The 12,735-nt window shown below is 50.5% G+C and carries 12 protein-coding genes; 4 read left to right on the forward strand and 8 right to left on the reverse strand.

Translation table 11 applies throughout. The annotated features are described in order from the left end of the window. Nucleotides 1–190 precede the first annotated feature (190 nt). The 4 genes from H8B15_RS04620 (at nucleotide 191) to H8B15_RS04635 (ending at nucleotide 4,060) form a co-directional block, all read left to right on the forward strand. Nucleotides 191–1,036 (forward strand): energy transducer TonB, encoded by an 846-nt coding sequence (locus H8B15_RS04620; RefSeq protein WP_187318499.1) that lies wholly within the window; start codon nucleotides 191–193, stop codon nucleotides 1,034–1,036. Nucleotides 1,037–1,202: 166 nt separating this feature from the next. Next, nucleotides 1,203–1,460, forward strand: coding sequence for a hypothetical protein (locus tag H8B15_RS04625; RefSeq protein WP_187318500.1), 258 nt, complete (start codon nucleotides 1,203–1,205; stop codon nucleotides 1,458–1,460). Further along, the gene (locus H8B15_RS04630) at nucleotides 1,447–2,406 is read left to right on the forward strand and encodes a PstS family phosphate ABC transporter substrate-binding protein (RefSeq protein ID WP_187318501.1); all 960 of its coding nucleotides are present in this window, start codon (nucleotides 1,447–1,449) and stop codon (nucleotides 2,404–2,406) included. The genes H8B15_RS04625 and H8B15_RS04630 overlap by 14 nt, the downstream gene beginning before the upstream one ends. A gap of 37 nt (nucleotides 2,407–2,443) precedes the next feature. Then, on the forward strand, nucleotides 2,444–4,060 hold the full coding sequence (locus tag H8B15_RS04635; protein WP_187318502.1) for a tetratricopeptide repeat protein: 1,617 nt from the start codon (nucleotides 2,444–2,446) through the stop codon (nucleotides 4,058–4,060). Nucleotides 4,061–4,138: 78 nt separating this feature from the next. Here H8B15_RS04635 and H8B15_RS04640 read toward each other — a convergent pair whose 3' ends face one another. The 8 genes from H8B15_RS04640 to H8B15_RS04675 form a co-directional block, all read right to left on the reverse strand. Beyond that, the gene (locus H8B15_RS04640) at nucleotides 4,139–5,194 is read right to left on the reverse strand and encodes an RluA family pseudouridine synthase (protein WP_187318503.1); all 1,056 of its coding nucleotides are present in this window, start codon (nucleotides 5,192–5,194) and stop codon (nucleotides 4,139–4,141) included. Nucleotides 5,195–5,274: 80 nt separating this feature from the next. Next, nucleotides 5,275–5,898 carry an OmpH/Skp family outer membrane protein gene (locus H8B15_RS04645; protein WP_187318504.1) on the reverse strand — a complete coding sequence of 208 codons (624 nt, stop codon included), beginning with the start codon at nucleotides 5,896–5,898 and terminating at the stop codon, nucleotides 5,275–5,277. A 64-nt stretch (nucleotides 5,899–5,962) separates the two neighbouring features. Further along, nucleotides 5,963–6,622 carry an OmpH/Skp family outer membrane protein gene (locus H8B15_RS04650; RefSeq protein ID WP_187318505.1) on the reverse strand — a complete coding sequence of 220 codons (660 nt, stop codon included), beginning with the start codon at nucleotides 6,620–6,622 and terminating at the stop codon, nucleotides 5,963–5,965. A 13-nt stretch (nucleotides 6,623–6,635) separates the two neighbouring features. Next, nucleotides 6,636–9,170 carry an outer membrane protein assembly factor BamA gene (bamA, locus tag H8B15_RS04655; RefSeq protein ID WP_187318506.1) on the reverse strand — a complete coding sequence of 845 codons (2,535 nt, stop codon included), beginning with the start codon at nucleotides 9,168–9,170 and terminating at the stop codon, nucleotides 6,636–6,638. 9 nt (nucleotides 9,171–9,179) lie between these two features. Beyond that, entirely contained in the window at nucleotides 9,180–9,926 is a 747-nt protein-coding gene (uppS, locus tag H8B15_RS04660; protein WP_187318507.1) for an undecaprenyl pyrophosphate synthase, read from the reverse strand. 96 nt (nucleotides 9,927–10,022) lie between these two features. Further along, the gene (gene porG, locus H8B15_RS04665) at nucleotides 10,023–10,781 is read right to left on the reverse strand and encodes a type IX secretion system protein PorG (protein WP_246455320.1); all 759 of its coding nucleotides are present in this window, start codon (nucleotides 10,779–10,781) and stop codon (nucleotides 10,023–10,025) included. Nucleotides 10,782–10,824: 43 nt separating this feature from the next. After that, complete coding sequence (locus H8B15_RS04670) at nucleotides 10,825–11,700, reverse strand: DUF6089 family protein (protein WP_187318509.1); 876 nt, start codon at nucleotides 11,698–11,700, stop codon at nucleotides 10,825–10,827. A 130-nt stretch (nucleotides 11,701–11,830) separates the two neighbouring features. Then, complete coding sequence (locus H8B15_RS04675; protein ID WP_187318510.1) at nucleotides 11,831–12,724, reverse strand: NAD kinase; 894 nt, start codon at nucleotides 12,722–12,724, stop codon at nucleotides 11,831–11,833. Nucleotides 12,725–12,735: the final 11 nt, after the last annotated feature.

Below are 12,735 nucleotides of genomic sequence, written 5' to 3' on the forward strand. Positions count from 1 at the left end.
AAGCTGTTTTGATGCTTCATACGAAGACTGATTGTAATGTACTTTTCAAAAAAAATGCAACGCCTCTATATACCATTTCTTAGATAGGTACCGTTGATGAGATGAAAGCAGAGCGCTATTGGCAATTGGCCGTAACCTGCTTGGGTAATGCGCATTACGGATATGGTTTCACTCATTAACCCCTCTGCCCATGAACACCCTGCATCTCCCTACCGCTACCCTCGATGATATTGTGTTTGAGGGACGCAATAAGGCTTACGGCGCCTTTGTGCTTCGGCGGCTGTACAACCAACACCTGACGCGGGCCGCGCTCATTGCCTTCTCGCTGTTCCTGTTGCTGGTAAGCATTCCACTGCTAGTGAATGTCATATGGCCCACGGCTATTGCCGATGTACTCCCGCCCGTACTGGATGATCCAGGAATGACTTTCACGGAGGTGGACTTGCCTGCCATCAAACAACCCGAAGCAGCGGTTGCGCCCCCTGCCCCAGTGGTAGTAACGCCACCACGTGAACTGATTCCCACTCGCATAGTACCCGATGAGCAGGTGAAACTAGAGCCAGTGAAGGCAACGCCTCTCACCGCGCCTACGGACGGTATATTGGGTGATGTTCCCAAGGCCGGCGTGATTGGGGGTAGTGCTACGGGTAAGGTAGGCGCTACTGACATCACCGGCACAGGCCTCAGCGACTCTGGTAAAACAGTGGCAGCACCACCGGCCCAGCCATTTATACACGCAGAAGTAATGCCTGAATTTGCCGGTGGCTCTGATGCTTTACGCAAGTTCATGCAGAAGAACCTACGTTACCCTACCCAAGCCCTATCAAACAATATTGCTGGCAAGGTGTACGTATCGTTTGTGGTCAATACCGATGGCTCTATCACAAACGTGGAGGTCGTAAAAGGCTTGGGCTATGGGACAGATGAAGAGGCAATGCGCGTTATACGCAAGATGCCAGCCTGGACACCAGGTCGTCAGAACAGCCACACGGTGCCCGTGCGGTATACCATGCCCATCACTTTTCGATACGAGTAATCATATTTTCCTATATACTAGCAGTCAGAAACAGCCAACGGAGTTTCCGTTGGCTGTTTTTCAGTTTTAGTTGCCTGCTCCAAAGATGAACAGCAACACACAAAACGAACAAAATACTGCCTTTTCGACGTTAAAAAGTAAAATCTCTCGCTCATACCTTTTGACTATGCATCGCCCTACCACAGAAGAGCGGCTGGGCCGCTCCACTTCTTCGTCTTCTCTCACCCGATACTTTTTATTGCTAATGGCCGTTATCTACTTCGGCCTTGGCGTGTATCTGGTTGCAGCACCTAATGGCGCCTTCAATCTGCCCTTAGGACCACGCCGAATATTGGGTGGAGTATTCATATTTTACGGAATTATTAGATTTGTCCGGATTTATCGTCAGCACTTTCAAAAAACCTATGATCATGATGCGCGCTAGTCGTTGGGTGCTGGCAGGAATAATAGCTTTGGCTGGTTTGACAGCTAGTTGCAATCGGCCTAATGAGAAGGGTGAGTTGGAGGTGAACGATACACCTACTTCCGGCAAGCTCACCATTAGCGTAGACGAAACGTTTCAGCCGATTATGAAGGCCGAAACCGACACGTTTCAGGAGCTTTACCAGTACGCTAAGATTACCTCCAGTTATAAGCCGGAGCGGGATGTAGTGGAAGACCTACTAGCTAACCGCTCGCGGGTGGTGGTCCTATCGCGTGAGCTGACAGCCGATGAGCGTGCTACCTTAAATAAGGACAAGATCATTCCGGAGGTTGTGCGGGTAGGAACCGATGGCTTGGCCATTATCCTGCACCCATCTAACCCCGATACGTTGCTGACAATGGATCAGCTACGGGATATATTCACGGGCAAAACCACGCGTTGGGACCAGATAAGCGGCAAAAAAACGTTGCGTGATATCAACGTGGTTTTTGATGCTAACCGCTCGAGTACCACCCGCTTTGTACAGGATTCCATCACCCGCGGCGCGGCGCTAACTTCGAAGATTTATGCTTCTAAATCGAACCCTGCCCTGATTGACTACGTTGCTAGTCATCCAAACGCAATCGGCGTAATAGGCGCCAATTGGATTAGCGACCGGGATGATAAAACCGTCGAGAACTTTTTGGATAAGATTCGGGTAGCCGCTGTCGCACCTAAAGCGTCAGCAAATCCAGATGATTATCTTCAGCCCTACCAGGCTTACTTGGCCCTGAAAACGTACCCGTTGCGTCGCAATTTGTACGTTATCAGCCGCGATGCCCGCACAGGCCTGGGCAAAGGCTTGGTTGCCTTTGTAGCAGGTTCTAAAGGCCAACTCATTATCCTAAAAGCAGGACTAGTGCCGGCCATTGGACAAACTCGAATTGTAAATACCGCAGCTCAATAGTTGCGTATCCTTCGCCCTTTCACCAAATTTTTGATTTATGACTCTCAAGCCCTGGAAGCTTTCTCTTCTCGCTGCTTTGTCGGTATACGGCTCTTCTGCCGTTGCCCAAAATGTGCAGAGCGCACAGAAAGCCATTGAACTTGAGCGCTACGGACAGGCTCGCGCCGATCTGTTGCGCCAACAGTCTCCTGAAGCAAATTACGAGCTTGGTCGTTTGTACCAGTTCCGCGACATGCCGGACTCGGCGGCTTATTACTTCAACAAAGGCGCTAACGATCCTAAATCTGCGCTGTCGATGGTAGCTGCTGGTCGGGCCGCATTGGCACAAGGTAAGGCTACGGAAGCAGAGGCGCATTTCGACGAAGCCGTTAAGAAAACAAAGGGTAAGGATGCCGATATCCTCACTAAGATTGCCCAAGCTTACGCTGAGTCTGACGAGAAGAACATCACCAAAGCGCTGACTTATGTAGAAGCTGCGCATAAGGCCAACAAGGAAAAGGATACGCCCGCGCTGATGGTAGCTCGTGGTGATATCTACCTGAAAACGGCCGAAGGTGGTGGTAACGCTTCGGGCAGCTATGCTCGTGCGCTTCTGGCCGACCCTAACAACGTACAGGCTTATTACCGTCAGGGTCAGTTGAACGTACGTGCTCGGAACTACAACGAAGCTCGTACGGCCTTTGAAAAGGCTATCAGCTTGGACCCAAACTACGCTCCTGCTTACCGCGACTTGGCCGAAACGTATTACTACGCTGGTCAGTATGATCTGGCCTTGCAAACGTTCCAGAAGTATATCGATCGGGCTGAGCGAACGCCTCAAACCAACGCAACGTATGCTGCTTTCTTGTTTCTGACCAAGAAATATCCAGAAACCGTTACGGAAGCCCAAAAAGTGTTGGCAGTTGACCCCAAGAATGTGGCCATGAACCGCCTGGTTGCTTATTCGCTCTACGAAGACAAGAAGAACGAGGAGGCTATGGCCGCTATGCAGAAATATATGTCGCTGGTACCAGCCAACAAGCTGATTGCCGATGACTATGTATACCTGGGCAAAATGCAGGTAGCTGCTGGCAAATTTGATGAGGGTATTGCCTCTATCAAGAAGGGTATCGAAATGGACCCTCAGAAAGCTGGTGATCTGCAGAATGACTTGGCTCAGGCTTACCTGACCAAGAAGGACTACCCCATGGCAGTGGCTACTTATAAAACCAAGATTGCCAACCAAATTAAGGCAAATGGTAGTGCTGAGCTAACGGACCAAATTCGTTTGGCTAACGCGTACGAGTACAACAAGCAGTATGCAGAAGCTGATAGCCTCTACGCTGGCGTACTAACTGCCCGTCCTGAATACGCTGCCGGTTACCTGATGCGGGCTCGTGTGAACTCCAACCTTGACCCCAACTCTACGGAGGGTAAGGCCAAACCACATTATGAGAAATTCTTGGAAATGATGAAGGCGAATCCTGAGGATGCTGCTCGTTACAAGAATGAAGTATTGACGGCGAATAAGTATCTGGGTTATTATTACTACCAGAAAGGCGACAAAGCCGCTTCCCTACCCTATTGGCAGGCAGCACTGGCCATCGACCCGAACGACAACCAAGCTAAGACTGCTGTAAACAGCATCTCGGGTGCTAAAACTGCTCGTAAATAGCAAATGAGATTGTGATATCAAAAAGCCCGCTGTCAAGAATGACAGCGGGCTTTTTGCTTCGATACAATATCAGGATGTTTATTCTTCAGTAACGTATTCTTCCCATGCGGCCAGCACACTTGCAAAATCGGTGGGCAACTCTACTTCAAACTGCATGGGAGCACCCGAAACGGGATGCACAAACCCCAGTGATTTGGCGTGTAAGGCCTGTCTCGGCATTAAGGTGAAAGCCTTTTCGACAAACGCTTTGTACGCCCCTGTGCGTTGGCCGTACAGCACCTTATCACCGCCATAGGTAGCATCTGAAAACAGCGGGTGACCGATATGCTTCATATGCGCCCGAATCTGGTGCGTACGCCCTGTTTCGAGGTTGCATTGCAGCAGGGCTACGTGTTGGTAGGTGCGCAGTACTTTATAGTGCGTCACAGCATGCTTGCCTTGGTCGCCGTCGGGGTAGACGGCCTGCACTTTGCGGTCTTTCAGGCTACGGCCGATATGCCCCGTAATTGTCCCTTCCGGCTCTTTAGGTATGCCCCATACCAAGGCTAGGTACGTACGCTCTATAGTGTGATGAAAGAATTGCTGTGACAAGTGCGTCATGGCCCACTCCGATTTGCCAACCACCAGCAACCCCGATGTATCCTTATCAATGCGATGCACCAGCCCCGGCCGGATTTCGCCGTTGCGGCCGGTAGGTAGGTTGTGCAGATGGTAGGCCAAACCATTGACTAGCGTGCCGTTCCAATTGCCGAAAGCCGGATGCACCACCAAACCAGCCGGCTTGTTCACCAGCAGCAGCGACTCATCTTCGTAGCGAATATCTAACTCCATAGGCTCGGGCACTACCTTGAACTCGCGAGGCGGCTCGGGCAGCGTCACCGTCACTATGTCCAGCGGCTTCACGCGGTAGTTAGCCTTGGCTGGCTTATCATTCACTTGCACCGCCTCCGCCTTAATAGCATTCTGGATGCGCGTGCGCGACGTGCTAGGTAAGCGGTTGAGCAAAAACTTGTCTAACCGCAATAATTCCTGCCCTTTATCGGCCCGGATGCGGTGGTGTTCGTAAAGTTCATCTCCTCCTTCTGCCTCATCATCGGGCGGAATAGGTAGGGCATCGTCGGGCGAAGGTAGCATAGTGCAAAGGTAGGGGCATACAACAGAAAAGCCGGAACCTGTAGGTTCCGGCTTTTCACTATCCAATATGGGCAGGTGAACTATTTCTTCTTTTTGCCCGAAGGTGCTGGCGTAGCAGCAGGCTTAGGAGCAGCAGGTGCGGGGGTGGCTGCGGCAGTAGGAGCCGCACCCGGAGCGGGCGGCGTGATGCCCATTTTCTTCAACACCAAATCTGAGATATTGCCTTCCTCAGGTCCATGCAACAGTACAGGGCTGTCGCCGTCTGAGTTCAGAACATAGGTGTAACCGCTTTCTTTAGCAACATCATCAATAGCCTTTTGTAGCTTGTCCAAAGCGGGCTTCAGCAAAGTTTGCTGGCGTTGTTGTAAGCTCTGATCGGCGTTGCGCTGAAACTCTTGAATAGACTGCTGGATGTTTTGCAGTTCCTTCTCTTTATCAGCACGTACCACATCAGACATGGTGCTGGCACCCTTCTGATAAGCTTCGCCTTTTGTTTGATACTCAGTGTATTTTGTTTTTAACTGCGCTTCTAGCTGCGAGCTATAAGTCTTCAACTGCGACTCAATCTGCTTGCTTTCGGGCATTTGAGCCAACACGTAGGATACGCTGGTATAGCCGATCTTTAGCGGGGCCTGAGCCAACACGGAAGTAGCCGTAGCAAAGGTGAGCACAACGGCAGCCAGGGCGAGGCGGATTTTGTTCATGGTGATCATTAAAGGGGAAATTCAGTGATTGAGTAGGGCAAAGGTAAGGATTTCAATTTTTTAGCTACGGCCGGCGCTTTGGCCCAGTCCGGGTAGGAGCAGTCTGTTGGGGCTCAGGCTCCGTATCGGCGCCAGTAGCGGGGGTTTGCGGCGGCGCTACGGTACGTGTAGCACCCGGTTGCGCTGGCTGATTACGGTCCGCAGAAGCCAAACCCAATTCCTCTAAAACAAATTCCGTGTAGTCGTGCACCGGATTGGTGTATAGCATGGTCAGGTCGCCGGATTTGTCGAAGATAATAGCCAATTGCTTTTTCTTCGCCACTTTTTCCACCGCCTCAAACACTTGGTCCTGCACAGGGCGAGTCAGTTCCTGCCGCTTTTTAAACAGCTGGCCCTCGTATCCAAAGATCTTATTTTGGTAAGCCCGGACGTCCTGCTCCTTTTTGGTAATCTCGTCCTGACGCTTCTTTTTCTGCGTTTCTGTTAGCAGCACTTCTTCAGCGCGATACGTGCGGTACATCTTGTCCAGATCCTGCTTCTGCGCCTCGATGTCCTTCTGCCAGTTCTGCGACAGGGTGTTCAGTTCCTGCTGCGCCTGAGCGTAGGCCGGCATCTTACCCATCACAAATTCTGAGTCGACGTAGCCGAACTTTTGCGCCAGCGCGGCCGGCGCCAATAGTAGCACCAGCGTCAGCACCGACAAACTATACCGAAGTGCTTTCATGCGAACTAGATGATTAACGAATCTGCTGACCAATGATGAAGTGGAAGCGGCCTTTCGGGCCCGTACCAGGATTTGTTAGGGTAGCCGGTACCGTATCGAAGCCGTAGCCATAGTCAAACCCAAGCAAGCCAAATGCCGACATGAAGACACGGGCGCCAATACCCGCCGAGCGATACAGCTTGTAAGGGTTGTACTGCGAGTAGGTATTAAATGCATTACCTGCTTCTGCAAAACCCAGAACATACACCGTCGCGGCTGGGTTCAACGACACAGGGTAACGCATTTCCATGACAAACTTATTGTAGGCAATACCACCGTTATCTGCCTGCTGCGCCGTCGGAATAGCTTCCTGATCATTCGGGTCAGCATAGCCGCGCAGACCGATATATTCAGTACCCACAATAAAGTTGGACGCACCACCGTAGCCCAGACCCGAGCCACCCAGTTTAAAGCGCTCAAACGGCCCCAGTGCGCGGTTGCTATTATACGCCCCCAAGAAGCCGAAGTGGGCACGGGAGTTAAGCACCAGCTTTCCTACCAGCGGCGTAAACCACGAGGCGTCAAACATCCACTTGTGGTATTCCAGCCACTGCGTGGAGTTAGGATGAGCCCCTGGGAACAACGAGTAAGGAGGAGTCAGCGACAACGACAATGACAACGAAGAGCCCCGACGGGTGAAGGTAGGGTTGTCGATGCTGTTACGAGTCAGCGTGGTATTAAACACAAAGTTGTTCGCGTCACCCGTAGTTAGCTCCGATACTGCACTGTTCCGGAGATTCAGTGGATAGTTCTGGAACTTATACTGCGTTATTGATACTGAATTGCTGAGCGTGAAGTAATCATCGGGGAAGCGTAGGCGCCGGCCCAGAGCTACCGTTGCACTATTCGATTTGATGAACTGCCCAGTCGTAGGATCGAAGCTGGTTCCGAAGCGCGAAATCGTTTTATTTAAACTAAAGGAGAACGAGTTAGGCTTGCGGCCACCCAGCCACGGCTCCGTGAAGGAGAACGAATAGGCTTGGTACTGCAAACCGTTGGCTTGTACGTTCAAAGCCAGGCGCTGTCCGTCGCCGGCTGGTACGGGGCGCCAGTTGCTGAGCGTACCGGCCTTACGGAGCGAGAAGTTGTTGAACACCAAGCCCACCGTACCAATGAAACCGGCATAGCCACCCCAGCCACCCGAAAGCGTAATCTGGTCGGAGGGTTTTTCTTCTACCGTGTAGTTAATGTCTACGGTACCATCGGCTTGGTTTGGCACGGGGTTCATCCCTACCTTCTCCGGGTCGAAATACCCCAGGCCCGATAGACGCTGCTGCGTCCGAATCAACAATTCCCGGTTGAACTTATCACCCGGTAGCGTTTGAATTTCGCGCCGGATCACGTGGTCACTAGTTTTGGTGTTACCCGCAATATTGATGTCTTTCACCCGGGCTTGCACGCCTTCATTGATGCGCATCTCAATGTCAATCGAGTCGCCTTCGACCTTGGTTTCTACCGGTTCGATGCTGAAAAACAGGTAGCCGTCATTCATATAAAGCGACGTAATATCCTGGCCAGTCGGGTTATAATTCAGGCGCTTATCCAGCGTTTCTTTGCTATATGCACTACCCTCTTTGATACCCAATACCGAGGCCAGAGTCTTGTCATCGTAGAGGTAGTTACCACTCCACGTAATGTGGCGGAAATAGTATTTTGGTCCTTCATCTACCGTAATGCGCAGTGCCAGACCGTCATCTTTGCGGATCAGTGTATCCGAAACGATAACAGCATCGCGGTACCCCTGGGCGTTGTAAAAGTCGAGTAGCTTTTGCTTGTCCTCTTCGTATTCGGTTCGTTGGAATTTCCCGGAGGTCAGCAACTTATAGGGCTTTTTCTCCTTTGTTTTCTTGAGTTTACCCTTCAGCTTCCGATCCGAAAATGCTTCATTACCTTCAAAGGCAATATCACGCACCCGTATTTTATCGCCTTTATCTACATTAATCACCAGCACAACGCTGTTCGATAGGGCCGAATCGGGTCGCTGCGTGATATTTACTTTCACATCGAGAAAGCTCTTGTTGGTGTAGAACTTCTTTACCTGTGTACGCGTGTTATTGAGCAAGGCATCCGTCACTACCTTACCCCGAATTAGCTTGATTTTATTCTTCAGCTCATCGGCTTGGCCTTTGCCAATACCCGTGAATTCGAAGCGTGACAAACGCGGCCGCTCTTTTAAGTTGAAATCCAGAAAGATCTTGTTCCCCTCGATTTTCGTGGTCGATACGCTCACATCACCCAGAATCCCCTGATCCCACAGCTTACGGATAGCTTTACCGATTTCTTCACCAGGAACAGAGATTGGGTCACCAATTTTTAAACCTGTTAGCGCAATCAGCGTATTGTTATCTAAGTAGCGTGCGCCGCTTACCGTAATACCGCCCAGCACGTAGTGTTCCGCTCCATCATTAGGAGGTGCGGTTTGTGCCTGCGCAGAAGTGCTCATTATAGCACCGCCGAGTAGCACTAACAGCGCAGCTAGCCAGCGAAGCTGGTTGAAAAAAGAAGTCATTCGAAGAAATTACGAAACGGTTAACTGCTCACTGGTTTTCCCAAAACGCCGCTCCCGGCGTTGGTATTCGCGGATGGCCTCATAAAAATGTTCCTTCCGAAAGTCCGGCCAGAGCAAATCAGTTATATATAACTCAGTATAAGCGAGTTGCCAGAGCAAAAAGTTACTAATGCGCTGCTCACCGCTTGTCCTGACCAGCAATTCCGGATCAGGCATTGTAGCTGTACTGAGGTAGCCAGCAATAGTTTGTTCTGTAACCTCCTCTGCTCGCAACTTGCCGGCTGCTACATCCGCACCTAAGCGGCGTGTAGCCTGCACCAAATCCCACCGGCCACTATAGCTCAAGGCCAGTACCAACGTAGTACGTTCTCCTTTTTGCGTTAGCTCAATAGCTTCCGCTAGTTCTCTTTGACAACTGGCAGGCAAGCTGTCCAGCTGACCAATTGCTTGTAGTTTCACCCCATTTTTCAATAGGGTAGGTGTTTCCTGCCGTATGGTATGCACTAGTAACTGCATCAAAGCAGTTACTTCGTGCGCCGGGCGTGCCCAGTTCTCGGTAGAAAACGCATAAAGGGTCAGGAATCGTATACCCAACTCTGCAGCGGCTTCCACCGTTTCGCGCACAGCTGTAATGGCGCTTTGGTGCCCAAAGATGCGTAAGCCACCTTTTTTCTTGGCCCAGCGGCCATTGCCATCCATGATAACGGCAACGTGCGTGGGTAATTTCTGAAGGTCAATTTCGGACCGAGCGGCCATTGTTGTTCTTTGTGTATAGGAGGCTGCAAGTTACGCAAATGGTTGCATACCCTCCCTGCACAATTGGCTGCTCAACTCTGTCCGTTCATTATTTACTCACTGTCCTTCAGGACAGCGAATTTTGTAGAAGGTATAGGAGAGACTGATACCGTTGTAAAAATACCAATCCTGTGTGTGTCGATTGACCAGTAAGTCGCGCTCGGAGCTTGCATTGAGCCGCGTATTTTTGGTGCTCAGATGGTCGATATTATCGGTAAAAGTCTTGCGTGCACCAACCTCTGCGCCTATGTTCCAGCGCGGCGAAATAGCGTATTTGATGCCTACCCCAGCCGGAATAGCAAAACCCAGCATTGATCCACTTCTATCAATTATTCCTGCCAACGATGCATTGGCGGTGCTAACGCGTGTATTGGCATAAAACCCGGCTATGCCTACGAATACGTAGGGGGTAAAGTGTATTTTATCTTTTCGATCGTGATAGTCGAAGAAATTATACTCTATCACAGCAGATGCCTCTAGCAGCCCACCTTTTAGCCCAGCCTGCCGGTAGGCAGGCAAAGGAAGTGGCGCATCGTTATTACCTTTTTGGTTGATATCGTCAGCACGCAGCATGCCATAAGTAAGACCACCCCGTAGTGTAACTGGGTTGGTAATATCTTTCCGGTAAAAGGCGGTAACAGCTGGCCGGTTATTACGAAACTGGTACGAGGGCGCTATTTCACCGCGGTACACAGCACCACCAACACTAACACCTAACTCGCTGGTATTCTGAGCCACAGCAGTGGTAGCAAAAAAAACGCTCCCCGCCGGTATACCACAGGCAAGGAGCGTTTTAAAGAGATGCAATTTAAACATTAGACAGACTATGGTCGAGGGTAGCCAGCCTAAGTCACATAGGCTAGCGGAATTTGGGGTTCTTTACGCGGGGAGCAAGAATGTAGTTTACAGTAACCCCTAAAGTAGTGTACCAGTCGTTACCATCCTTACCCCGACGCTGGCCGGGCTCGGTAAAGCTACCAAATCCCTGCGCAGGATCCTGACTGCGGGTAATATCATGACCGAAGTACTGAGCGGGGCCAGGAGCCAGCGTACTACGCTCTACGAACGTACCACTTACGTCATCTAGATAATCGGTAAAAGTTTTGCGGGTAATCAGCTCCAGACCAATGTCGAAGCTCTTGTTTACCCGGTAACGAACGCCGCCCCCAAATGGTATAGCGAATTGCGTGAGGCTGTAATCTACACCTTCAGTTTGTAATGGTTGCAGATTCACGTAGTCACCGTTAGCGTCAGCCCCTTTCGGATTGTGGTGAAATACAGCAATACCGGCTGTGAGGTAGGGCACAAAGTCGGGGCGCTTTAGATAATTGTTGCGGTTTTCAATCAGGTCGAATACCGCCATACCAGATAGCTCTATGAGGTCGTTGCGGAAGTTCATGTTTCGGTTATAGCGATACCGCGAGTCAGGACCATTTGGGTCAGCTGCTTTGGAATCATCACCGGAAATACGACCGTAATTTAACGCCACTTTTCCAGAAAAACGGGGAGTGAAACGACGCATGTAGTATACACCAATATTTGGGCGTGTAGCAGCAGCACGGAAGCTAGGCAAGCTGGTTTTTGGCACAATATCGCCAAAATAGTTCATCGCATTTAAACTTACCCCAATGGAGTTGTACTGCTTCCGCTTGCTAAACTGTTGCGCGTTGGCTTGTGTAGCTACCAGTCCCATAAGCAGTAGCGAAGCCAGCGTGTGAGTGAAAATTTGCTTCATAAGTAAGCGAAAATTATGATATGCAGGTCCAGAAGAAATGTGACAAAACCGTTATGGCACAGTCGTAATCAACGACAAAAGTAGAGGTTACGAAGAACTTAAAAAACAAAAATAATTATTTATCAATGTTTCAGACCGGAATGCCGGCCGGATTACGACGATCCAACCCCCAGTTCAACTTACTACGCAAGGTGCTCAAAAAGTTAACGTGGTTCAGCTTTACCAAGTGCGCGTTGAACGTTTCGCGGCGCACGGCTATTTGAATGCCGGCATCGACGGTAACGGAGCGGGAGTCCAGCGAGAGGAGGAAGTTGTTGCTACGTCCTTCTATCTCAAAAGAAATCACGCTCTCATCGGGCACGATGAGCGGCCGAACATTCAGGTTGTGCGGACATACGGGAGCAATGACAAAATTGTTGGTTTGCGGAAGCATCACCGGGCCGCCACAACTTAGCGAATACCCTGTAGAACCGGTCGGCGTCGACACAATTAGGCCATCGGCCCAATATGAATTTAGGTATTCGCCGTCGATGTACGTGTGTACCACAATCATGGACGAAGTGTCGCGCTTCAGAATAGAAAATTCGTTCAGCCCAAAATTAATGCCATTAAAGACCTCGGGGTCAGTGTCTACCCGAATCAGGCTGCGCTCCTCAATGACGAAATGACCTTTGAACAGTGCATCCAACGCTTGCGCGATACGCTCGGGGTTAATGGTTGCCAGAAACCCTAACCGACCGGTGTTGATACCTAAAATCGGTATTTCCAGGCTGCCCACATAGGTTACCGTATCCAGTAGGGTCCCATCGCCACCAATGCTGAGCACGAATTGTACGTCCTGCAAAGAATCGCCGCGCTGAAAGCATGTGATGTTACCGGGTAGTTGTAGATGCTCGTGCAAGTAGTCACAGAACCGGGTTTCTATCAGCACTTCGGCCTGACGATCGGCCAGATCATTGAGTAGCGCCTGTAAATAGGATGCGGCTTCGTTACTGAATGGTTTACCCAGGATAGCAATTTTCATAGGTAACGCTT

The organism is Hymenobacter citatus, from assembly GCF_014333615.1.
Taxonomy (GTDB): Bacteria; Bacteroidota; Bacteroidia; order Cytophagales; family Hymenobacteraceae; genus Hymenobacter; species Hymenobacter citatus.

What these genes read in the sequence shown, in the direction of transcription:
- H8B15_RS04650 (WP_187318505.1), bottom strand. Translation starts at nt 6,622, where the DNA reads ATGAAAGCACTTCGGTATAGTTTGTCGGTGCTGACGCTGGTGCTACTA.
- H8B15_RS04635 (WP_187318502.1), top strand. Translation starts at nt 2,444, where the DNA reads ATGACTCTCAAGCCCTGGAAGCTTTCTCTTCTCGCTGCTTTGTCGGTA.
- bamA (WP_187318506.1), bottom strand. Translation starts at nt 9,170, where the DNA reads ATGACTTCTTTTTTCAACCAGCTTCGCTGGCTAGCTGCGCTGTTAGTG.
- H8B15_RS04670 (WP_187318509.1), bottom strand. Translation starts at nt 11,700, where the DNA reads ATGAAGCAAATTTTCACTCACACGCTGGCTTCGCTACTGCTTATGGGA.
- H8B15_RS04645 (WP_187318504.1), bottom strand. Translation starts at nt 5,898, where the DNA reads ATGAACAAAATCCGCCTCGCCCTGGCTGCCGTTGTGCTCACCTTTGCT.
- H8B15_RS04640 (WP_187318503.1), bottom strand. Translation starts at nt 5,194, where the DNA reads ATGCTACCTTCGCCCGACGATGCCCTACCTATTCCGCCCGATGATGAG.
- H8B15_RS04620 (WP_187318499.1), top strand. Translation starts at nt 191, where the DNA reads ATGAACACCCTGCATCTCCCTACCGCTACCCTCGATGATATTGTGTTT.
- uppS (WP_187318507.1), bottom strand. Translation starts at nt 9,926, where the DNA reads ATGGCCGCTCGGTCCGAAATTGACCTTCAGAAATTACCCACGCACGTT.
- H8B15_RS04675 (WP_187318510.1), bottom strand. Translation starts at nt 12,724, where the DNA reads ATGAAAATTGCTATCCTGGGTAAACCATTCAGTAACGAAGCCGCATCC.
- H8B15_RS04630 (WP_187318501.1), top strand. Translation starts at nt 1,447, where the DNA reads ATGATGCGCGCTAGTCGTTGGGTGCTGGCAGGAATAATAGCTTTGGCT.
- H8B15_RS04625 (WP_187318500.1), top strand. Translation starts at nt 1,203, where the DNA reads ATGCATCGCCCTACCACAGAAGAGCGGCTGGGCCGCTCCACTTCTTCG.
- porG (WP_246455320.1), bottom strand. Translation starts at nt 10,781, where the DNA reads ATGTTTAAATTGCATCTCTTTAAAACGCTCCTTGCCTGTGGTATACCG.